Source organism: Pseudomonas sp. TE3899 (genome assembly GCF_056279105.1).
Genome location: NZ_JBWBQR010000001.1, coordinates 6,143,011 through 6,163,641 on the forward strand (window position 1 = coordinate 6,143,011; position 20,631 = coordinate 6,163,641).

Here is a 20,631-nt window from a genome sequence, read left to right on the forward strand (position 1 = left end):
AAAAGGGCTGTCCCAGCCTGGCACCGTGCCCGGATGGATTGCCGCCATGGGATACATGACAGGCAAAACGGGCAAACAGCTCAGTGACCGAGCGTAATGACAGCTCTGCAGATTCGCGAAAAGTGGGGGTTTTGCTCAGGGAACAGCAAGCGCGCCAGCTTCACTCGATCTGTGTGGGCGGCTCTCTGTGGGCGGTGCGGGGTGCCAATACCGGGGCATTGACGGTGCTGCGAGGCCCGATCAGGAGACGTCCTTATAATCGGGGGGAGATTGTATCTAAGAAACGCAGGGAAATGGTCGTGAATAATGACTTTTATTAGGCGTCTGGTCAGATGGACAACAGCGCCTGTACCCGTGAACGAGGTTGATGCTGGCGCACGCGGGCGCTCGGGGGCAGGGGATGGTGCAACCAGTTGAGGCGGATTTCTTCGATTTCGACCCAGCCATCACCCATGGGTTGGAGACTGCACTGCTTGAACGCCTGGCAATGGCCATTGCGGTCGAGCAGGGCGAAGCTGCGGTGCAACGGACGTGGCGCGAACAACGAGATCAGATAACGCATGGCGGAGTACCTTGTGGGGTGACTGCTGTGAAGGTTGCCAGCAGGCCGTGACGCCAACGTGTATGGACGGTTACAGGTGTGTGACAGGAACCGGCTCGTGCGGGGTTTGTCAGAGATTTCAACAATCGTTGCGAGACCCTAGTTCGCGACGATGGCCCACCGCTATACTGCCGGCCTGTTTGTGCCTGATTCTGGAGAGAAGAGCATGTTGCAACGCCTGTTGTTCGGTTTGATCACTGTGACCAGTTTGACCCTGGTTGGCTGCGCCCACAGCCCGCAACAACTGAACCCGGAGCCAAAGCTGACCACTCAGTTGGCGCCGGTTGGCCATGGCCAGCAGGTTGTGGTGCGAGTGGTGGACGGCCGTCCATCGCCAACCCTGGGCACCCGTGGCGGTCTGTACCCCGAGACCAGCGCGATCACCGTGCAGGGCGCGCAGATTCTGCCGAAGTTGCAGGCCCAGGCCGAGGCGGCCGTGCGCTTGCTGGGCTTCACCCCGGTGTCCAATGGCATGAATGCGCCGCAACTGACCGTGACCCTGGCGGAGCTGAAATATCAGTCGCCTAAAGAAGGCATGTACGTGACCGAAGCCACCATCGGCGCGACCTTCCGCTCCGACGTGCAGAACGCCAACCGTCGTTACAGCGGTCGTTACGGCGCTTCCCTGGACCAGCGTTTCGGCATGGCGCCGAATCAGGAAACCAACACCAAGCTGGTCAGCGATGTGTTGAGCGATGCCCTGACGCGTCTGTTCAAGGACCCGACCGTGGGTCAGATTCTCGGCGAATAACCTTTCGCGAGAGACAAAAAAGCCCGGTGCCAGTGATGGTCCCGGGCTTTTTCATGTCCGCCGATTTCTGTGGACGAATACAAAACCCCTGTAGGAGCGAGCGGTGCGACGATTCGACTTGCCCGCGAAGGCGGTGTGTCAGTCAACATTGATGTTGAATGTGCCGCCGCCTTCGCGGGCAAGCCTCGCTCCTACAAAGGTTCTGTTGTGTCAGGCGGCTTGGGAATAGAAATCCAGCACGCTCACGCCCGTGAGCAAGTCCGTCTCGGGCAAATCCGCATGTTGATGCCCGCCGAGGGCGCAATACACCAGCCAGTGGCGGTCCTGGACGTTGAAGGCGAGGCTGCCGACGAGATTCTGCTGTTCGTCGCATTGCGCGATAAGGTAGAGGCGGTCCTGGTTTTCGGCGTGCAGCATGCTGTGCTCTGTGTCGGTTTCGAGGGGCGACAGACTGGCGTATTCAGATGACGACGCCGTGACACAAGACAGCAATCGGCCCAATGGTTCGTTATTTGTCGCACGCTTTCGGTAGAATCCGCGCCGCGGTCGTCGGTCCGACGTCTGCCACGTTAGTTTTGCCCGAGGTCCGTGATGTCGTTGCATTTGATTTCGTTGTTCACCAACCATCCCGCCAAGTTGATCAACCTGCTGGCCTTGCTGATTGCCTTCCCCGGCTGCTGGCTGCTGCATGCTACCCGTCGCCGCGAACAGCGTGCGCTGGCGGTGCTGGAGGCGCATGCCCAGAGCCGTCGTGTCGATGACGCGATGTTGATGCTCGATGGCGCCACCCAGCGCATGAACCGGTTTTTCTATCGCTTCGGGTTTGCCTGCCTGGGTGTGGCGTTGGTCGTGTCGTGGATCAGTACCCGCTTCTGAATCTCTGACACAAGACCTGTGGCGAGGGGGCTTGCCCCCGTTGGGCTGCGAAGCAGCCCCAAAGGTCATCGCGTTCAGTCTGGCACACCGCAAGCACCGATTTTGCGACTGCTGCGCAGCCGAACGGGGGCAAGCCCCCTCGCCACAGTTGGTATAAGGCCAAAAAAACGGCGCCCCGAAGGCGCCGTTGTCGTGTCCGGTCAAGCTGCTTAAAGCGGCAACCCAGCCTTCACCCGATACTGATTGCGCACCGGTGTCGCATATTGCAACACCAGGAACGGACGATGTTCCTCAGGGCAAGCCTCCAGCCGGCGCTGCCATTCTTCCTGAGCCTTGGCCAGTTCATCCGCCGCAAACACCTCGGCGGCTTTGGGCACCTGAAGCTGCGGATCCGCATCCTTCCACTGCGCATAAGCCAGGTAGTGCACCGGGAACAACCGGTAACCGCCGAGGATCTGCTTGTCCATCTCGATCGCCAATTGCTTGGTGTCGTCGAACAGCTCGGTGATCGGCGCGGCGAAATTCACGTGGACCCGGCCCTTGTAGCCGGTGATGCCCTTGGCGATGCTCACATCGTCCTCGCCCGGCACTTTGCTGTAGCTGCCAGTGGTGGCGCGGATGAACAGTTCGCGGGCCTTGGCCTGGTCGCACGGGTCGTATTCGTAGCTGATCGACACCGGGGTCACGTTCAGCGACTGGATGACCTCGCCGAACGGCTCGTCCTTGCGGCTCATGTGAAACATCTTGAGGATCGCCGACTCGGTACGGTCGTCGCCATCCTTGGCCCGGCCTTCGGCCTGGGCGATCCAGATCGAGGCGCAGTCGTTGCGGATCGAGTGGTTGATGTAGGCCGACAGCAACTGGTAAGCCGCCATCTTCTCGCGGCGACCGGTGATCGAGCGGTGCACGATGAAGCTCTTGTTCAGACGCATCAGATCGCTGACAAATGGCTTTTGCAGCAGGTTGTCACCGATGGCGATGCGCGGGGTCGGCAGGCCGGCGTGGTACACGGCATAGTTGACGAAGGCCGGGTCCATCACGATATCGCGGTGATTGGCGATAAACAGGTAGGCGCTGCCGGACTTGAACTGCTCGACGCCGGTGTAGGTGACACCGTCGGTGGCGCGCTCGATGGTGTGGTCGACGTACACCTCGACCTTGTCCTGCAAAGTGGCCACCGAGTTGACGCCGGCGAACTCACGGCGCAGCCGATGAGCTATAAGAGGTTTGAGCATCCAGCCGAAAGCACCGGCATAACGCGGGAAGCGAAAGTGAATGAGGATATCTAGAAGCGCCTTGTCGCCGAGCAGCCGCGCCAGCACCGCTGGGACTTCGCTGTCGTCGTAAGGTCGGATGGCATCGAATTCGCCCATCATGCTCTCTTGTTAGAAACGGCTAGGGTAAGTAAAGGTTTTGATCGAAAACCAACGGGGCACGGTCTGAAAAGGTAGCCAGACAAAAATAGCCCTGCAAATAGACCGGCGATTATACGCACAAGTCACCTGGGAGACCGCGATGCTGGAAACCGAGCGCTACGAATGTCCGTATTGTGGTGAAGAGGCCGAGGCCGTGCTGGATTTGTCCGGCGGCGATCAGACCTATATCGAGGATTGTCCGGTGTGTTGCAGGCCGATCACGTTTGTCCTGCAAACCGACGGTCAGGAATGGTTGCTCGAAGTTCATAGCGAGAACGAATGAAAGGGGCGCCCGATGCAGCGAATCTACGAACCGGAAAACCTGATGGAAGGCGAGTTGCTGCAAGGCATGCTCGCCAGCGAGGGCATCGAAGCGCATCTGGTGGGGCGGGATTTGCTCGGTGGCAGCGGTGAATTGCCGATTTACGGTTTGTTGGGTTTGTCCGTGGATAACGATCAGGCCGAGTACGCCCGGGAACTGATCACCGCCTACAATGCCGCGTTGCCGATGCCCGGTGATGAACCGGAAAGTTTTCCCGGCACGCTGGTCTGTTAGGCTGACGGTCGTTTTATCAAGAGTTGTGTTGCCCCATGTGTGGACGTTATGCCCTGTTTCGCTGGAACCCCGCCTTCGCGGCCCTGCCTGGCTTCCCCGCCGATCAGCAGGCCCAGTGGAATATTTCCCCCAACGATTCGGTGTTGATGCTGCGTGCCGGTGCCGACGGTCAGCGTGAGTTGGCTCGCGCCCGCTGGGGCCTGACGCCGCCGTGGCTGACCGACTTGTCCCGCACCCCGGCCCATGCCCGGGCCGAAACCGTGGCCGAACAGCCGATGTTTCGCCAGGCCCTGCGCGAGCGCCGTTGCCTGTTGCCGGCCAATGGTTTCTACGAATGGCGCGGCACCCAACGCAAGCGCCCCTATTGGCTGACACCGGGGGAGGGCTCGGCGCTGTTTTTCGCGGCGATCTGGGAGGCGTATCCAGTGCAGGAGCAGATATGGCTGAGCACGGCGGTGATCACCCAGCCGGCGGCGAGTCAGCGCCGGCCGTTGATTCTCGATGAGGCGGGGCAGGCCGCGTGGCTTGATCCCGAGACGCCTTTGCATGTGTTGCAGGGATTGCTGGCCAGTGAGCCGGCGGCGTTGCGCGAGCGGGTGTTGGCGAATCTGGTGAATGATCCGAAGCTCAACGGGCCGGAGTGTTTGACGCCGGGATAGTGATCGCTCCCACGCGGAGCGTGGGAACGATCATGAACGATCACCTCAGACCTTGAACTGATTGATCAACCGCCGCTGCTGTTCCGCCAACTTGGTCAGGTCCGCACTGGCCGCACTCGACTCATCCGCCCCGCCGGCCACTTCGTTGGCCACTTGCCCGATGTTGATCACGTTGCGGTTGATGTCATCCGCTACCGCACTCTGTTCCTCGGCCGCGCTGGCGATCTGGGTGTTCATGTCATTGATCACCGACACCGCCTGAGTAATCGTCTCCAGCGCTTCAGCCGCTTTCGCCGCATGCTGCACGCTTTCATCTGTACGGTTCTGGCTGTCTTCCATGACCCGCACCACATCGCGGGTGCCTTGTTGCAGTTGCTGGATCATGGTCTGGATTTCTTCGGTGGCCTTCTGGGTCTTCTGTGCCAGGTTGCGCACTTCATCGGCCACCACGGCAAAACCACGGCCCTGTTCCCCGGCGCGCGCAGCTTCGATCGCTGCGTTCAAGGCCAGCAGGTTGGTCTGCTCGGCAATCCCGCGAATCGCGGTAAGGATCGCGTTGATGTTCTCGCTGTCCTTGGCCAGGGTCTGCACCACGGCCACCGCTTTACCGATTTCCACCGCCAGCACGCCAATCGAATTCGAGGTGTCGCGCACGATCTGCATGCCTTGCGCTGCCGCTTTGTCCGCATGGCTGGCCGCCTGCGCTGCCGATGTGGCGTTGCGTGCCACGTCCTGGGCGGTGGCGGTCATTTCGTGTACTGCCGTGGCTACCTGATCGATCTCGGCCATCTGCTTGTGCACGCCAATGTTGGTGCGGATGGCGATGTCGGCGGTGTGTTCCGATGAATCGCTGACGCTCTGCACCGACGTCACCACCTGGGTGATCATCGCCTGCAACTTGGCCAGGAAGGTGTTGAAGCCCTTGGCAATCGAGCCCAGTTCGTCGGCGCGGTCGCTGCTCAGGCGGCGCGTGAGATCGCCTTCGCCCTGGGCGATGTCGTCGAGCATGGCCACCATTTGCTTGAGCGGACGGGCGATGCCGTGGCCCACCAGCCAGATCACCAGCAAGCCGATACCCGCAATCAGCAAGCCGACCATCGCCATGCCGAAGGTGTCGGACTTGCGCTGTTTATCCAGGTCGCCCTGGAGTTTTTGCAGGTCGGCCATCACCGCGTTCAGCGGCAATTGCAGCATCAGGGTCCAGCGGGCGTCGGTCTGGCCGATGCCGAACGGCAGGTACAATTCGATCCGGCCATTGGCCTTGTCGACGGTGTAGGTCACTTCGCCGCGCTTGAGATTCGCCATGTTGGCAATCTGCTGGCTGTCGAGGATGTCGCTGACCTTCTCGCCGAATTTGCTCGGGTCCTTGGTGTAGGCGACGATCCGGCCATTGCCGCCGATCAGCGCCATCACGCCCGAGCCGCCGTACAGTTTCTGGTTGGCGCCCAGGAGCATTTCCTGGATGAAGTTCACCGACAGGTCGGCGCCGACGATGCCCTGGAAGGCGCCGTTGAGCATGATCGGTTCAATAAAGGAGGCGAGCATGACGATTTTGTCGCCGACCTTGTAGGGCGCCGGATCGATCACGCAGGATTTCTTGGTTTCTTTCGAGCACAGGTAGTACTCGCTGGCGCGCACGCCGGTGGACAGGGTTTTCTGGTCGTCGACGTCCACCAGTTTGTCCAGGCCCAGGCTGCCGTCCTCGTTGCGGAACCACCACGGCAGGAAACGTCCGTTGGCGGCGTCGATACCGACCACCTTGGTATCGACGTAGGCCACATCGTTATGGTCCAGGGCGTTTTTTTCCCAGCCGATGTAGGTGCCGAGGATCTTCGGATTCCTGGCGACGTTTTGCTTGATCAGGCTGATCAACTGCTCACGGCTGATGTTCACCTGGGGTTGGCCATCGGCGCCCGGGGTGCCGATCAGCTCGTTGACCCGCACCAGGCCGCCGGCAATCAGCAGCGGTGCTTCGAGCTCGCGCTGGATCTGGCTGACCTGGGTTTGCGCCAGGGAAGTGAGGCGCTGCTCGATGACTTGCTCGAACTGCGCCTGGGTCCGTTCCTGGACCATGTCTTGCGTCCGGGCGCCGGAAAACAGCGCGTACAGCACCAGGGCCGCGACGACACTGAGGACGATGGCGCCGGCGAGGGCGGCTACGGAAAACTGGATTGACTTGAATTTCATGGGTGCTCCGCACGCAAGAGGACGTCTGCGCTGTTGTATCGGCCGGGGCATCGGGGTCCATGAGCGGGGGCGTGGCGAAATGACTGTTTTGACGTGCTGGAGGTCGTAAATGAAGCGTGGCGGGCGTGGCCTGCGCGAGTTTGTGAATTTTTTTCGGCAGCGCAGAAAATATTGTCGGAAAAGTCTGTGCTACACGTCTGTTGTATCTGGCGCCGATACAATTCACCGCCTACGATACGCGGCATGTTTTCAGGGAGCTCTATTGATGAACAAGACATTGGTTGCAAGTGCATTGAGCGCGGGTCTGTTGCTCGCCGGTTGTCAGTCGGTCAACACCACCAGCGGCGGAGCCGTCGGGGTTGAGCGCAAGCAGTACATGTTCAGCATGCTGTCGAGCCAGGAAGTCGACCAGATGTATGCCCAGTCCTATCAGAAGACAGTAGGCGAGGCGACGAGCAAAGGGGTATTGGACAAGACCAGTACCGATGCCAAGCGCATCCAGGCCATTGCCAACCGGCTGATTGCCCAGGCGCCGAACTTCCGTCCGGATTCGGCCCAGTGGAAGTGGGAAGTCAACCTGATCAAGAGCGACGAGCTCAACGCCAACTGCGGTCCTGGCGGCAAGATCATTTTCTACACCGGGCTGATCGACAGCCTGAAACTCACCGACGATGAAATCGCCGCGGTCATGGGCCATGAAATCGCCCACGCCCTGCGCGAGCACGGTCGTGAAGCGATGTCCAAGGCCTATGGCATGGAAATGGCCAAGCAGGGCGCCGGTGCCTTGTTCGGTCTGGGGCAGGACAGCCTGGCCCTGGCCGACACCGTGGCCAACTACGGCATGACCTTGCCGAACAGCCGCGCCAATGAAAACGAAGCCGACCTGATCGGCCTGGAACTGGCGGCCCGCGCTGGCTACAACCCGAACGCAGCGATCACCTTGTGGAACAAGATGAGCAAGGCGTCGGAAGGTTCACCACCGGAATTCATGAGCACTCACCCGGCGTCGACCAGTCGGATTGCTTCGTTGCAGGCAGCGATTCCGAAGGTTATGCCGTTGTACGAGAAAGCCTCGAAGTCCTGAGTCGAGGCGGCTGACGCCTTCGCGGGCAAGCCTCGCTCCTACAGACAACGTTGATCGTTCCCACGCTCTGCGTGGGAATGCATCCTGTGACGCTCTGCGTCACACCCCAAAAACGGACGCGGAGCGTCCAGGGCGGCATTCCCACGCAGAGCATGGGAAGATCAGTCAGGCGGGTCTGCTCTGCTTCAATCTTTGGGCTTATAACTTGTAGCTTGCCGCTGTTTTTATACCCACCCACTGCTCTGCATCGCTTTGTACACCGCGACAATTGCCAGGACGAAGAACGCCGAAGCCGCCAGTCGACGGATCAATGTCAACGGCAGTTTGTCCGCCGCAAAGTTACCGGCCAGTACCACCGGCACGTTGGCAATCAACATCCCGGCGGTGGTGCCGATGATCACCAGCCACAGTTCCGGGTATTGCGCGGCGAGCATCACCGTAGCGACCTGGGTCTTGTCGCCCATCTCTGCCAGGAAAAACGCGATCAATGTGGTCAGGAACGGGCCGAACTTGCGCGCCGTGCTGGCTTCGTCGTCGTCCATCTTGTCCGGCACCAGGGTCCACAACGCCGTCGCGGTGAAGCTGGCGGCGAGGATCCAGTGCAGCGTTGCATTCGAGAAGAAGCTGCCGAACCAGGCGCCTACCGCACCGGCTGCCGCGTGGTTGGCCAGGGTCGCGGCAACGATGCCGGCGATGATCGGCCAGGGTTTGCGAAAGCGAGCGGCGAGAATGAGCGCGAGCAGTTGCGTCTTGTCGCCGATTTCGGCCAAGGCAACGATTGCGGTGGGAACGAGAAGAGAATCCAGCATCAGGGTTTTCCTAAGGGGCGGGTCGACACGGCTATGACACGTACAGCCTTCCCGCCCCGGGTAAGGTGTTCGTGTCATAGGTCTTGTCAAACCCTGGCGACCATCTGTGTGGACGCTTGGGTCGCATACGCCATGGCCTGTTGACCAAGTATGTTGACGTATGCCGGACGAGCATGGCGCTCGTGGGAGACTACTCCCCTAGGACGGAGCGGATTCTGCCTAGGCAAAATCCGTTAGGCAAGCACTTATTTATCAGCCGCGTTTGGCCCGGTAGATTCGGAAACCCTGTCCTTCTGCCTTGATCGCACACACGCCCAGGTGCTCTTCGATCAGCGGTTGATACTTCAGGAAACTGTTGGCAACCAGGCGTAGTTCCCCGCCGTTTTTCAGATGTTTGGCTGCTTTTCGCAGCAAGTTCTCGGTTGCAAAATAATCGGTGTGCACCCCGACATGGAACGGCGGATTGCTCAAAATCGCGCTCAACCCCATCGGCGCGGCATCGATCCCGTCACCGGTAATCACCTCGGCTTCCAGACCGTTGGCGGCCAATGTCAGGCGACTGCTGGCAGCGGCGAACGCATCCACGTCCAACAAAGTGACTTGGTTGTGCGGATAACGACGCTTGACCGCCGCGCCCAGCACCCCGGCGCCACAACCGAAATCGAGCAAATGGCCGCTGGGCAACTTGTCCAGATGCTCCAGCAACAGCGCGCTGCCGCGATCCAGCCGACCGTGGCTGAACACACCCGGCAGGCTGATGACTTTCAGCGGCCCTTCGGCCAAGGGCAGTTCGTATTCCTGGGCCAGGCTTTCCAGGGATTTGGCTTCTGGCGCGTTGGCCACGGTGACCAGCCACAACTGGCAATGCCGCGCGCTGTCGAGCTTGCGCGGCTTGCCGAACGGGTTCAGTTGCTTGGCCGCGCCTTCGATGCCGCTGCGTTTTTCACCGACCAGGTACAACTCGCGCCCGGCCAAACGGGAGGCGAGGGCGTTGAGGATGTAGTCGGTCAGGTCCTTGGACTTGGGCAGAAACACCACCGCCGTGTCGAATTCACGCTCCGGTGCGTTCACACCAAAGTGGCTGCGCTCGGCGAAGCGTGCGTCCAGCGCTGCTTGATCGCCGGCATGCCAGCACCAGCCATGGGCGTCGGGCAGGCGGCCCAGCAAGTCGTCGGCGGGCAAACCGGCCAGCAACACCGAACCCTGGAATAACTCGGCCTGACGAAGCAGTACTTCACTGCGCGGATCCATACTCTGCTCCTTGAAAAAAAGTGCGGCAGTTTATCAACTGACGATCCGCAGTGCCTTACCGCTGAAGAACGCCTGGGTGTTTTCGGTCAACTGGCCCACGATGCGCTGCCGCGCCTCGCGACTGCCCCAGGCGTTGTGCGGGGTGACGATCAGTCGGGGAATGTCAGCGGCCAGCAACGGGTTGCCGTTGACCGGCGGTTCGACACTCAGCACGTCCGTGGCCGCGCCGCCCAGATGACCGTTACGTAAAGCGTCGGCCAGGGCCTGTTCGTCGATCAAGCCACCGCGGGCAGTGTTGACCACGAAGGCACCCGGTTTCATCGAAGCCAGTTCACGGGCGCCGATAAAGTGCCGGGTGTGTTCGTTGAGCGGGCAGTGCAGGGTCAGGGCGTCGATTTGCGGCAGCAGTTCATCCAGCGGCAAGCGATCCGGGCGGGCAGGGCGGCCGGGAATCTGCCCCAGCAACACGCGCATGCCGAAGGCTTCGGCCAATCGCGCGACGGCACCGCCCAGTTCGCCGTGACCGAGCAGGCCGAGGGTTTTGCCTTCCAATTCGACGATCGGGTAATCCAGCAGGCAGAACTGTTTGGCCTGCTGCCAGCGCCCTTCGCCGACGGCTTTCTGGTAATCGGCCAGGCGTGTTGCCAGGTTCAACAACAGCATGATCGTGTGCTGGGCCACCGACGGCGTGCCGTAACCCTGGCAGTTGCACACGGTAATCCCGTGGGCGCGGGCCGCCGCCAGGTCGACGTTATTGGTGCCGGTGGCGGTGATCAGGATCAGCTTGAGTTCGGGGCTGGCGGCGATGGCGGCGGCGTCGATCAGGATCTTGTTGCTGATGGCCACGGTGGCGCCCTTGAGGCGCTCGATCACCTGATCCGGCGTGGTCTGGGCGAACAACTGCAAGTCGCTGAAGCAATCGCGCAAAGGCGTCAGGTCGAGGTCGCCCAGGTCCAGGGACGGGTGGTCGAGGAAAACGGCGCGGCGAGTGTTCGTCATCAACTGTACCTTTTGTGCAATGAACTGAAGGCGTAATCTGCCGAGCCTACCAGATGAAACATATGTGGCGAGGGGGCTTGCCCCCGTTGGGGCGCGAAGCGGCCCCTTTCATTAGCAACCTTGTTTCGTCAGGTGTACCGAGTGGACAGGTTTTGCGACTGCTTCGCAGCCGAACGGGGGCAAGCCCCCTCGCCACAGATATGAAGTGTGTCTGAGCTAAGTTATTCACCGATCTGCCCCAGAGGAGCCCCCCATGTACTGGACAGAATTCTTGACCGTCGCCCTGATTCACCTGCTGGCCGTCGCCAGTCCCGGCCCGGACTTTGCCGTGGTGGTGCGTGAGAGCGTGACCCACGGTCGCCGCGCCGGGACCTGGACCGCGCTGGGTGTGGGCACGGCGATTTTCCTGCACGTCGGTTACTCGCTGCTCGGCATCGGCCTGATCGTGTCCCAGTCGATTGTGCTGTTCAACGCCTTGAAATGGGCGGCGGCTGCCTACTTGTTGTACATCGGCTTCAAGGCGCTGCGAGCACAACCGGCCAAACCGGTGTCGGACGACCTGCACAAGGAAGTCGGCGAGCGTACCGCCCGTGGCGCGTTTACTTCGGGCTTCGTCACCAATGGCCTGAACCCCAAGGCCACGCTGTTCTTCCTGTCGCTGTTCACCGTGGTGATCAACCCGCACACGCCACTGGTCGTGCAGGCCAGCTACGGGATCTACCTCGCGTTCGCCACGGCGTTGTGGTTCTGCCTGGTGGCCAGGTTATTCAGCCAACAACGGGTACGCGCCGGTTTCGCCCGCATGGGCCACTGGTTCGACCGGACCATGGGCGCGGTGCTGATCGCCATCGGCGTAAAACTCGCGTTCACCGAGATGCATTGATCAAACGCGGATCCTACCAAATGCTGGCGCAAAGCTAGCATTTGTACGGTTCTGCAAATCATACCTTTGGCTGATTTGGTTGGCGTATAAGGGCTCTAGAGTGCTTATCTTCCAAGCCAAGACCGTGTAGTCAGAAAAGGGATTCTTATGTTGCAGACTCGCGTTATCCCGCCCGCCGAAGGCGCCTACCAGTATCCGTTGCTGATCAAACGACTGCTGATGTCCGGCGCTCGTTACGAGAAAACCCGCGAGATCATTTACCGCGACCAGCTGCGCTACAGCTATCCGACCCTGATCGAACGGGTCGCACGGCTGGCCAATGTGTTGACGGCGGCCGGGGTCAAGGCCGGGGACACCGTGGCGGTGATGGACTGGGACAGTCATCGGTACCTGGAATGCATGTTCGCCATCCCGATGATTGGCGCCGTGATTCACACCATCAACGTGCGCCTGTCGCCGGAACAGATCCTCTACACCATGAACCACGCCGAGGACCGCTTCGTGCTGGTCAACAGTGAGTTTGTGGGGCTGTACCAGGCCATCGCCGGGCACCTGACCACGGTTGAGAAAACCCTGCTGCTGACCGACTTGCCAGAAAAAACCGCCGATTTGCCGAACCTTGTCGGCGAATACGAGCAACTGCTGGCCGCTGCGAGCACCCAGTACGACTTCCAGGATTTCGACGAAAACTCGGTCGCGACCACCTTCTACACCACCGGCACCACCGGCAATCCCAAAGGTGTGTACTTCACCCATCGGCAACTGGTGCTGCACACCATGGGCGTGTCGACCATCATGGGCGCTATCGACAGCGTGCGGCTGCTGGGCACCAACGACGTCTATATGCCGATCACGCCGATGTTCCATGTGCACGCCTGGGGCTTGCCGTATGTGGCGACGATGCTCGGGCTGAAGCAGGTTTATCCCGGTCGCTACGATCCGGAATACCTGGTGGAGTTGTGGCGCAAAGAGAAAGTCACCTTCTCTCACTGCGTGCCGACCATCCTGCAAATGGTCCTCAACGCCAAAGGCGCCCAAGACACTGATTTCGGTGGCTGGAAAATCGTCATCGGCGGCAGCGCGCTCAACCGTACGCTGTACGAAGCCGCCAAGGCCAAGGGCATTCAATTGACCGCTGCTTATGGCATGTCGGAAACCGGGCCGCTGGTGTCCTGCGCTCACCTCAATGACGAATTGATGGCCGGCACCGAAGACGAACGCACGACCTATCGAATCAAGGCCGGCGTGCCGGGACCATTGGTGGAAGCGGCGATCGTCGACACCGACGGCAATTTCCTGCCCGCCGATGGCGAGACCCAGGGCGAACTGGTGCTGCGCGCGCCGTGGCTCACCGAAGGTTATTTCAACGAACCACAGAAGGGCGCCGAGCTCTGGGCTGGCGGCTGGCTGCACACCGGCGACGTGGCGACCCTGGACAGCATGGGCGTGATCGACATTCGCGACCGGATCAAGGATGTGATCAAGACCGGCGGCGAGTGGATCTCGTCCCTGGACCTCGAAGACCTGATCAGCCGTCACGTAGCGGTACGTGAAGTAGCAGTGGTGGGGATTGCCGATCCGCAGTGGGGCGAGCGGCCGTTTGCGCTGCTGGTGATCCGCGAAGGGCATGAGATCGGGGCTCGTGAACTCAAGGAGCACCTCAAGCCGTTCGTCGAGCTGGGGCATCTGAGCAAGTGGGCCATCCCGAGCCAGATTGCCCTTGTTACTGAAATTCCCAAGACCAGCGTCGGCAAGCTCGACAAGAAGCGCATCCGCCTCGACATCACCGAATGGCAGGCCAACAACAGCACCTTCCTCTCGACGCTTTGAGCGTGTTCTGACCTCCCCTGGCGTGCCCGAAAGGGCACGCCAGCCCCACCAAGCAAGCGCTTGGCTTGTGAAATCCGAATTTTCAGCCATCCTTGCCGTGCCGACATGTGTCGGACTGGCGAAAGGACTGTTCCAGAGTGGCCGGCAGCTGCAAATCACACTTTAGAGGGATCAAGCAGTACTACCTGCTGGCTATAGTCCGCTCAAGGATTTTTAAGAACGGAGCACACGCACAAACGGGGCGATGCACATTGGGATTGAATTCGGGACGCCTTGGCTCTCGGTCATCCACAACGTTTTTAAAAGTACTCACTGCCATAACAATAATGCACATGGAGTAGCGTCGATGACATCAGTAAACCAGTTCTGGCGCCGGGCGAAACTGCCCCTGGCGGTCAGTATCGCCTCTTCGCTCGCCGGGCCTGCATTCGGCGTCAGTTTCAATGTCGGTGAAATCGAAGGTCAGTTCGACTCATCACTGTCGATCGGTGCCAGTTGGTCTACTCAGAGTCCCAACAAGAACCTTATCGGCGTCAACAACGGCGGCCATGGCCTGTCCCAGACGTCCGATGACGGTCACGCAAACTTCAAGAGCGGGGAAACCTTCTCGAAAATCTTCAAGGGCATCCACGACCTCGAATTGAAATACGGCGACACCGGGGTCTTCGTCCGCGGCAAGTACTGGTACGACTTTGAACTGAAAGACGAAAGTCGCGAGTTCAAGGACATCAGCGACAACAACCGCAAGGAAGGCGCCAAGTCCGCCGGTGGGCAGATCCTCGACGCCTTCGTCTACCACAACTACTCCATTGCCGATCAGCCGGGCTCCGTGCGTCTGGGCAAGCAGGTCGTGAGCTGGGGTGAAAGTACCTTCATCGGCGGCGGCATCAACTCGATCAACCCGATCGACGTGTCCGCGTTCCGTCGTCCGGGCGCCGAGATCAAGGAAGGCCTGATTCCGGTCAACATGTTCTACGTGTCCCAGAGCCTGACCGAAAGCCTGTCGGCCGAAGCGTTCTACCAGCTCGAGTGGGACCAGACCGTCGTCGATAACTGCGGCACGTTCTTCTCCCAGCCCGACATCATCGCCGACGGTTGCGACAGCAACCTGCGCGTGCTGAACAAGCGTTCGCAGATCCCAGCCGTCGCGTTGGGCCCATTGGCCGCCAATGGCGTGGACGTCAACGAAGAAGGTGTGCTGGTCAAGCGCGGTGGCGATCGTGACGCCCGTGACAGCGGCCAGTGGGGCGCGTCCCTGAAGTACATGTTCGACCCGCTGGACACCGAGTTCGGCGCCTACTTCATGAACTACCACAGCCGTGCGCCGATCTTCAGCGCCACCGGTGCCCCGCAGTCGGTCTACAACACTGCACGGGCGCTGCCAGGGCCGTTCGCCGCACTCGCACCGCTGCTGGTGGCAGGCAATTCGGAATACTTCGTCGAATACCCGGAAGACATCCGCCTGTATGGTTTGAGCTTCTCCACCACCCTGCCTACCGGTACGGCGTGGAGCGGTGAACTGAGCTACCGTCCGAACGCACCGGTGCAACTGAACTCCACCGACATCCTGTTCGCCGGCGTCCGTCCTATCGGTGGCGCGTTGTCCAACGCGTCCCTGCTGACCGGCGTACCGGGTCAGGACCTGCACGGTTATCGCCGCAAGGAAATCACCCAGTTCCAGACCACCCTGACGCACTTCTTTGACCAGGTCATGGGCGCCAGCCGTCTGACCCTGGTGGGCGAAGTGGGCGTGACCCACGTCGGCGGCCTGGAAAGCACGTCCGATGTCCGCTACGGCCGTGATCCGGTCTACGGTCCGGGTGAGTTGCCCGCCACCGGCGGCACCGATACCTGCGCCAACATCCTCAACGCCAGCACCATCAACGGCGCCGGCCCGGGTTCGCCACAGAACAACCGCAGCCGCAATTGCACCAACGGAGGCTTCACCACGGCCACCTCATGGGGCTACCGCGGTCGTGCCATCTGGGAATACAACGACGTGTTTGCCGGGGTGAACCTCAAGCCGAACGTGGCCTGGTCCCATGACGTCAGCGGTTACTCGCCTGGCCCTGGCGGCAACTTCGAGGAAGGTCGCAAAGCGGTCAGCCTGGGCGTCGATGCCGAATACCAGAACACCTACACCGCAAGCCTGGCCTACACCAATTTCTTTGATGGCAAGTACACCACCGTGGATGACCGTGACTTCGTCGCGCTCAGCTTCGGCGTGAACTTCTAAGCACTGCTTTTTCAGGACGAACACACCTATGAAAATAACAAAGAGTCTGTTCCACGCCGGTGTTCTGGGGCTTTCGCTGCTGGCGACAAGTGTCATGGCCGCGGTGCCTGCCGCGGAAGCGGACAAACTGGGCAAGAGCCTGACGCCGATGGGCGCCGAAATGGCGGGTAATGCCGACGGTTCCATTCCAGCCTGGAAACCCCTGGCAAAGAATGCCGGCAGCGTTGACAGCAAGGGCTTCCTGTCCGACCCGTACGCCAGTGAAAAACCGCTGTTCACCATCACTGCGCAGAACGTCGACCAATACAAAGAGAAGCTTGCCCCGGGCCAGTACGCGATGTTCAAGCGCTACCCGGAAACCTTCAAGATGCCGGTCTACCCGTCCCATCGCGGCGCTACCGTGCCGGATGACGTGTTCGCCGCCATCAAGAAAAACGCCACCAACACCAACCTGGTGTCCGGCGGCAATGGCCTGGAAAACTTCGAAACCGCCGTGCCGTTCCCGATTCCAAAAAGCGGCGTCGAAGTCATCTGGAACCACATCACCCGCTATCGCGGCGGCAGCGTGACCCGTCTGGTGACCCAGGCCACGCCGCAACCGAACGGCTCGTTCAGCCTGGTGTACTTCCAGGACCAGTTCGTGTTCCGCGACAAGATGAAGGACTACGACCCGAAAAACCCAGGCAACATCCTGTTCTACTTCAAGCAGAAAGTGACTGCGCCGGCACGTCTGGCCGGTGGTGTGCTGCTGGTGCACGAAACCCTCGACCAGGTGAAGGAACCGCGTTCGGCGTGGGTCTACAACGCCGGTCAGCGTCGTGTGCGGCGCGCCCCGCAAGTGTCCTATGACGGGCCGGGTACCGCCGCCGATGGCCTGCGTACCTCCGACAACCTGGACATGTACAACGGTGCGCCGGATCGCTACGACTGGAAACTCGAAGGCAAGAAAGAGATGTACATCGCCTCCGACAGCTACAAGCTCGACGATCCGAAGCTGAAATACACCGACATCATCAAGGCCGGCCACATCAACCAGGACCTGGCTCGTTACGAGCTGCGCCGGGTCTGGCATGTGGTGGCGACCCTGAAAGAAGGTCAGCGCCACATCTATGCCAAACGTGACTTCTACATCGACGAAGACACCTGGCAGGCTGCGGTGATCGACCATTACGACGGTCGCAATCAGCTGTGGCGCGTGGCAGAAGCCCACGCCGAGAACTACTACGACAAGCAAGTGCCGTGGTACGCCCTGGAAACCCTGTATGACCTGCAATCGGGTCGCTACCTGGCCCTGGGCATGAAGAACGAAGAGAAGTCGGCGTATGACTTCGGCTTCACCGCCACCACCAGCGATTTCACCCCGGCTGCACTGCGTCAGGATGGTGTTCGCTAACACGCTGTAGACAGAGGCCGCATCCTCGAAAAACGCCCCGACTGGTTCGGGGCGTTTTTTTTGCCTGACCCACCACGCCCCCGTAGGAGCAAAGCTTGCTCGCGATGGCGTTCGTACCAACACCGCATGATTCCCGATACAACCGCGTCAATCCATTCGCGGGCAAGCCTCGTTCCTACGGTCTTTTTGTAGCCATTTGTAGCAGCTACCTTCAATACCTCTTCGTTTACCGCTAGTCTGCGGACATCTGTAACGCCGCCAACAGCATTTCAAACAAGAGCCGGCCATGACTGATCTGTCCCCACTTCCGGGTCCTGCAAGCGTTGCCGTCGCGGCACTGGACGGGCGTTTCTTCCGACCGCCGCTGCCGGATGGCCATGTGCTGCGGCCGCGCTTGTGCGAGCGCCTGAGTGCCGGGCTCGGTGGTCGATTGTTGTTGGTCAGTGCCCCGGCCGGGTTTGGCAAGAGTTCGTTGGCGGTGGAGTTCTGTCAGGGCTTGCCGGCGCACTGGCAAAGCCTGTGGCTGGGGCTGAGCCCGCGGGACAACGATCCTGGACGTTTCCTCGAGCGCCTGCTCGAAGGCCTCCAGGATTACTTTCCGCAGTTGGGCAGCAAGGCGCTCGGGCTGCTGAAAATGCGCCAGCGCCATCAACCCTTTGCGTTCGAGGAGTGGCTGGACGGTTTGCTCGATGAGCTGGCCGTGCACCTGTCGCCGATCACGCCCCTGTTGCTGGTGCTGGATGACTATCACCTGGCCCAGGGCCCGGTACTCGATCGCTGTCTGCAATTCTTCCTCAATCACCTGCCCGATGGCCTGCTGGTCATGGTCACCAGCCGCCAGCGCCCGGACTGGCACCTGGCGCGGCTGCGCCTGTCGCGGCAATTGCTCGAACTGCATGAGCAAGACCTGCGCCTGACCCACGACGAAGCCCTGACCCTGCTCGATCGCCACAGCAGTTCGTTGCGCGGCGAAGCCCTGGAAAACCTGATCCAGCGCAGTGAAGGCTGGGTGGCGGGCCTGCGTTTCTGGTTGCTGGCGGCCTCCGAAGCGGGCAGCGATGGCGCGTTACCGCAGTCGCTGCATGGCGGGGAAGGGCTGATCCGCGATTACCTGCTGGAAGAAGTCATCGACTGTTTGCCGGCCGAGGTGCAGGCCTTCCTCTATGACACAGCGCCCCAGGAGCGTTTTTGCAGCGAGCTGTGCGACGCGGTGCGCGAGGCCCATGACAGCGCTGAAATCCTGGGTTTCCTGTTGGCCCATCAAGTGTTTCTGGTGCCGCTGGATGAGCATGGTCACTGGTATCGCTATCACCACCTGTTTTCCGACTTGCTGCGCACGCGGCCCAAGACCCAGGCTTTGGTGCCGGCCGCGAGCCTGCATTTGCGCGCCTGCCGCTGGTTCAACGCCCAGGGCTTGCTCGATGAAGCGGTGGAGCAGGCCTTGCGTGCCGGGCATCTGGATGTCGCGGCGAACCTGGTGCAAAACCTGTCGGAAGAACAACTGCTGGCCGAGCAAAACGTCGGCATGCTGTTGCGCTGGAAAATGGACTTGCCCGACAGCCTGCTGATCAGCACGCCTCGGTTGATCGTGCTCTACAGTTGGGCGCTGGGGCTGGCGTGCCAACTGGATGCCGCCGAGGAACTGGCCAATCACCTGAGTCGCTTCCTGCCAGCCCCGTCGGCCACAGCCCAGAAGTCCATGCTGGCGCAATGGCTGGCCCTGAGCGGGATCATCGCCCGGGGGCGCGGCAATCGTGAACTGACGCTGCTCTATTGCACCGAAGCGCTGGAGAGCCTGCCGGCCAAGCGCTATGGCCAGCGCCTGATGTGCCTCTCGACCTTGTCCAACCTGGCCATTGCCGATGGCGACCTGTGGCGCGCCCGGGGTTTGAATCGCGAGTCCCTGGAGTTGGCGCAACGGGTCGGCAATCCATTGTTCGAGGCCTTGGCCCATTACGACCGCGCCCGGGTGTTGCAGGCGCGCGGGGAGATCCTGCGCTCGCTGGATGAGGTCCGCCAGGGTCTGCAACGGCTGCACGGTTTGTCGCCGCAACGGCTCTATGCGGTACGCGCCCGTCTGATCTTGTACGAAGGCTTTCTGCTGGCCCTGCGCTCGCAACCTCAGGCCGCCCGACTGCGTTTGCAGGCCGGTCTGGGCGAAGCCCGGGCCTGCCGCGACATCAGCGTGTTGATCGGCCACTGTGTGATCGCCCGGCTCGAGGGCAACAGCGGCGAGTTCGCCAAGGCCTTCGCCGAACTGGCCGAAGCCGAACGGCTGATGCACATCTGGGACGTCCCGCCGATCTACTACCTGGCGATGATCACCCTGGTCAAATGCGAACTCTGGCTGGCCCAGGGCCGCACTGACCTGGCCGAAGCCTGGCTCGCCCGCCTGGGCCAGACCTACAACGGCGAACGCGCCCGCTGCCCCCCCGGAATTCCATCCGCAACTGCCCCTGCACATCGAATTGCAGCAAGCCTTGCTGGACGTGATCAAAGGCCAGCCGATGCTGGCGGAAGGGCGATTGAATGCGCTGCTGGAGCATGGGCAACAATCGGGTCGACAGATGCTCAGCGTGATGGCGCTGACGCAGAAAATTACGTTGCTGCTGGCGGGCGGGCGCGAGCCCGAAGCCCGCAAGGCGTTGGCCCAGGCACTGGAAGCCGCAGCCGGTGGTGTGCTGCAACCGTTCGACGGGTTGTTGGCCGAGCATCCGGATTGGTTGCGTGGACAGCTTCAACTCGGTGCCCCGAGCGCTGCATCGCAAAACCTTATGGAAAAAATGCCCCCCGTCTCCTCCCGTCCGGCATTGGAGTTATCCCCAGGTGCGGAAAACCTCAGCACCCGTGAGTTGGCAGTGCTGCGGCTGATTGCCCTAGGTTGTTCGAACCAGGAAATCAGTGATCAGCTGTTTATCTCGCTGCATACCGTGAAGACCCACGCCAGCCATATCAACAGCAAGCTCGGGGTGGAGCGGCGAACGCAAGCGGTCGCTCGGGCGAAGGAATTGGGATTACTGGTTTAGCGGCGCAAGTGCCTTGCTAACAAAACAAAAATGCCCCGAACCAGTCGGGGCGTTTTTGTTTGTTCAGGCGGATGA

The 20,631-nt window shown here is 61.0% G+C and carries 17 protein-coding genes, 2 pseudogenes and 1 riboswitch; of the genes and pseudogenes, 11 read left to right on the top strand and 8 right to left on the bottom strand.

Features of this window, described 5'->3' with window-relative positions; genetic code table 11:
• Positions 1-328 precede the first annotated feature (328 nt).
• Positions 329-562: a hypothetical protein gene (locus tag ACZ89E_RS28015; protein WP_054045638.1), complete on the bottom strand. Its 234-nt coding sequence runs from the start codon at positions 560-562 to the stop codon at positions 329-331.
• 205 nt (positions 563-767) lie between these two features.
• Between ACZ89E_RS28015 and ACZ89E_RS28020 the strand changes: the two genes are divergently transcribed.
• Positions 768-1,352, top strand: a complete 585-nt coding sequence (locus tag ACZ89E_RS28020; RefSeq protein WP_123410123.1) for a YajG family lipoprotein — start codon at positions 768-770, stop codon at positions 1,350-1,352.
• 210 nt (positions 1,353-1,562) lie between these two features.
• Here the strand turns inward: ACZ89E_RS28020 and ACZ89E_RS28025 are convergent, their stop codons facing one another.
• A complete protein-coding gene (locus ACZ89E_RS28025) occupies positions 1,563-1,769 on the bottom strand; it encodes a hypothetical protein (RefSeq protein WP_476256810.1) in 207 nt (68 codons plus the stop codon).
• 174 nt (positions 1,770-1,943) lie between these two features.
• Between ACZ89E_RS28025 and ACZ89E_RS28030 the strand changes: the two genes are divergently transcribed.
• The gene (locus ACZ89E_RS28030; RefSeq protein ID WP_149661120.1) at positions 1,944-2,228 is read left to right on the top strand and encodes a hypothetical protein; all 285 of its coding nucleotides are present in this window, start codon (positions 1,944-1,946) and stop codon (positions 2,226-2,228) included.
• Between the two features lie 209 nt (positions 2,229-2,437).
• Here ACZ89E_RS28030 and ACZ89E_RS28035 read toward each other — a convergent pair whose 3' ends face one another.
• Positions 2,438-3,601: a 1-acyl-sn-glycerol-3-phosphate acyltransferase gene (locus tag ACZ89E_RS28035; protein ID WP_178129239.1), complete on the bottom strand. Its 1,164-nt coding sequence runs from the start codon at positions 3,599-3,601 to the stop codon at positions 2,438-2,440.
• A gap of 142 nt (positions 3,602-3,743) precedes the next feature.
• On the opposite strand from ACZ89E_RS28035, the gene ACZ89E_RS28040 reads away from it, so the two are divergent.
• The 3 genes from ACZ89E_RS28040 to ACZ89E_RS28050 are packed head-to-tail and all read left to right on the top strand — an operon-like array spanning position 3,744 to position 4,858.
• Positions 3,744-3,926: a CPXCG motif-containing cysteine-rich protein gene (locus ACZ89E_RS28040; protein ID WP_008153387.1), complete on the top strand. Its 183-nt coding sequence runs from the start codon at positions 3,744-3,746 to the stop codon at positions 3,924-3,926.
• 12 nt (positions 3,927-3,938) lie between these two features.
• Positions 3,939-4,199 (top strand): putative signal transducing protein, encoded by a 261-nt coding sequence (locus ACZ89E_RS28045; protein ID WP_149661117.1) that lies wholly within the window; start codon positions 3,939-3,941, stop codon positions 4,197-4,199.
• 35 nt (positions 4,200-4,234) lie between these two features.
• Complete coding sequence (locus ACZ89E_RS28050; protein ID WP_133840280.1) at positions 4,235-4,858, top strand: SOS response-associated peptidase; 624 nt, start codon at positions 4,235-4,237, stop codon at positions 4,856-4,858.
• 45 nt (positions 4,859-4,903) lie between these two features.
• Here the strand turns inward: ACZ89E_RS28050 and ACZ89E_RS28055 are convergent, their stop codons facing one another.
• Positions 4,904-5,746: a methyl-accepting chemotaxis protein gene (locus ACZ89E_RS28055; protein ID WP_429531233.1), complete on the bottom strand. Its 843-nt coding sequence runs from the start codon at positions 5,744-5,746 to the stop codon at positions 4,904-4,906.
• A 12-nt stretch (positions 5,747-5,758) separates the two neighbouring features.
• Positions 5,759-7,096, bottom strand: a pseudogene (locus ACZ89E_RS28060) (methyl-accepting chemotaxis protein); the annotation flags it as partial.
• Positions 7,097-7,310: 214 nt separating this feature from the next.
• Here ACZ89E_RS28060 and ACZ89E_RS28065 point away from each other — a divergent pair.
• Complete coding sequence (locus tag ACZ89E_RS28065; RefSeq protein ID WP_133840282.1) at positions 7,311-8,129, top strand: M48 family metallopeptidase; 819 nt, start codon at positions 7,311-7,313, stop codon at positions 8,127-8,129.
• Positions 8,130-8,353: 224 nt separating this feature from the next.
• On the opposite strand, the gene ACZ89E_RS28070 is transcribed toward ACZ89E_RS28065, so the two are convergent.
• From ACZ89E_RS28070 to ACZ89E_RS28080, 3 genes are all read right to left on the bottom strand, one after another.
• Positions 8,354-8,938, bottom strand: coding sequence for a TMEM165/GDT1 family protein (locus tag ACZ89E_RS28070; protein WP_463258452.1), 585 nt, complete (start codon positions 8,936-8,938; stop codon positions 8,354-8,356).
• Positions 8,939-9,026: 88 nt separating this feature from the next.
• Positions 9,027-9,150: riboswitch (yybP-ykoY riboswitch) on the bottom strand.
• A 40-nt stretch (positions 9,151-9,190) separates the two neighbouring features.
• Positions 9,191-10,189 (bottom strand): methyltransferase, encoded by a 999-nt coding sequence (locus ACZ89E_RS28075; protein WP_463258451.1) that lies wholly within the window; start codon positions 10,187-10,189, stop codon positions 9,191-9,193.
• A 33-nt stretch (positions 10,190-10,222) separates the two neighbouring features.
• On the bottom strand, positions 10,223-11,188 hold the full coding sequence (locus ACZ89E_RS28080) for a 2-hydroxyacid dehydrogenase (protein ID WP_476256811.1): 966 nt from the start codon (positions 11,186-11,188) through the stop codon (positions 10,223-10,225).
• Between the two features lie 253 nt (positions 11,189-11,441).
• Between ACZ89E_RS28080 and ACZ89E_RS28085 the strand changes: the two genes are divergently transcribed.
• From ACZ89E_RS28085 to ACZ89E_RS28105, 5 genes and pseudogenes are all read left to right on the top strand, one after another.
• Positions 11,442-12,071: a LysE family translocator gene (locus tag ACZ89E_RS28085; protein ID WP_463258449.1), complete on the top strand. Its 630-nt coding sequence runs from the start codon at positions 11,442-11,444 to the stop codon at positions 12,069-12,071.
• 147 nt (positions 12,072-12,218) lie between these two features.
• Positions 12,219-13,901 carry a fatty acid--CoA ligase gene (locus tag ACZ89E_RS28090; RefSeq protein WP_463258448.1) on the top strand — a complete coding sequence of 561 codons (1,683 nt, stop codon included), beginning with the start codon at positions 12,219-12,221 and terminating at the stop codon, positions 13,899-13,901.
• 346 nt (positions 13,902-14,247) lie between these two features.
• Entirely contained in the window at positions 14,248-16,137 is a 1,890-nt protein-coding gene (locus ACZ89E_RS28095; protein WP_476256812.1) for a DUF1302 domain-containing protein, read from the top strand.
• 28 nt (positions 16,138-16,165) lie between these two features.
• Positions 16,166-17,530: a DUF1329 domain-containing protein gene (locus ACZ89E_RS28100; RefSeq protein WP_149661109.1), complete on the top strand. Its 1,365-nt coding sequence runs from the start codon at positions 16,166-16,168 to the stop codon at positions 17,528-17,530.
• A 286-nt stretch (positions 17,531-17,816) separates the two neighbouring features.
• Positions 17,817-20,556 (top strand): annotated as a pseudogene (locus ACZ89E_RS28105) (winged helix-turn-helix domain-containing protein).
• Positions 20,557-20,631: the final 75 nt, after the last annotated feature.

Excerpts from the sequence above, each read along its gene's own strand:
- ACZ89E_RS28015 (WP_054045638.1), bottom strand. The coding sequence starts at position 562 with ATGCGTTATCTGATCTCGTTGTTCGCGCCACGTCCGTTGCACCGCAGC.
- ACZ89E_RS28020 (WP_123410123.1), top strand. The coding sequence starts at position 768 with ATGTTGCAACGCCTGTTGTTCGGTTTGATCACTGTGACCAGTTTGACC.
- ACZ89E_RS28025 (WP_476256810.1), bottom strand. The coding sequence starts at position 1,769 with ATGCTGCACGCCGAAAACCAGGACCGCCTCTACCTTATCGCGCAATGC.
- ACZ89E_RS28030 (WP_149661120.1), top strand. The coding sequence starts at position 1,944 with ATGTCGTTGCATTTGATTTCGTTGTTCACCAACCATCCCGCCAAGTTG.
- ACZ89E_RS28035 (WP_178129239.1), bottom strand. The coding sequence starts at position 3,601 with ATGGGCGAATTCGATGCCATCCGACCTTACGACGACAGCGAAGTCCCA.
- ACZ89E_RS28040 (WP_008153387.1), top strand. The coding sequence starts at position 3,744 with ATGCTGGAAACCGAGCGCTACGAATGTCCGTATTGTGGTGAAGAGGCC.
- ACZ89E_RS28045 (WP_149661117.1), top strand. The coding sequence starts at position 3,939 with ATGCAGCGAATCTACGAACCGGAAAACCTGATGGAAGGCGAGTTGCTG.
- ACZ89E_RS28050 (WP_133840280.1), top strand. The coding sequence starts at position 4,235 with ATGTGTGGACGTTATGCCCTGTTTCGCTGGAACCCCGCCTTCGCGGCC.
- ACZ89E_RS28055 (WP_429531233.1), bottom strand. The coding sequence starts at position 5,746 with ATGATCACCCAGGTGGTGACGTCGGTGCAGAGCGTCAGCGATTCATCG.
- ACZ89E_RS28065 (WP_133840282.1), top strand. The coding sequence starts at position 7,311 with ATGAACAAGACATTGGTTGCAAGTGCATTGAGCGCGGGTCTGTTGCTC.
- ACZ89E_RS28070 (WP_463258452.1), bottom strand. The coding sequence starts at position 8,938 with ATGCTGGATTCTCTTCTCGTTCCCACCGCAATCGTTGCCTTGGCCGAA.
- ACZ89E_RS28075 (WP_463258451.1), bottom strand. The coding sequence starts at position 10,189 with ATGGATCCGCGCAGTGAAGTACTGCTTCGTCAGGCCGAGTTATTCCAG.
- ACZ89E_RS28080 (WP_476256811.1), bottom strand. The coding sequence starts at position 11,188 with ATGACGAACACTCGCCGCGCCGTTTTCCTCGACCACCCGTCCCTGGAC.
- ACZ89E_RS28085 (WP_463258449.1), top strand. The coding sequence starts at position 11,442 with ATGTACTGGACAGAATTCTTGACCGTCGCCCTGATTCACCTGCTGGCC.
- ACZ89E_RS28090 (WP_463258448.1), top strand. The coding sequence starts at position 12,219 with ATGTTGCAGACTCGCGTTATCCCGCCCGCCGAAGGCGCCTACCAGTAT.
- ACZ89E_RS28095 (WP_476256812.1), top strand. The coding sequence starts at position 14,248 with ATGACATCAGTAAACCAGTTCTGGCGCCGGGCGAAACTGCCCCTGGCG.
- ACZ89E_RS28100 (WP_149661109.1), top strand. The coding sequence starts at position 16,166 with ATGAAAATAACAAAGAGTCTGTTCCACGCCGGTGTTCTGGGGCTTTCG.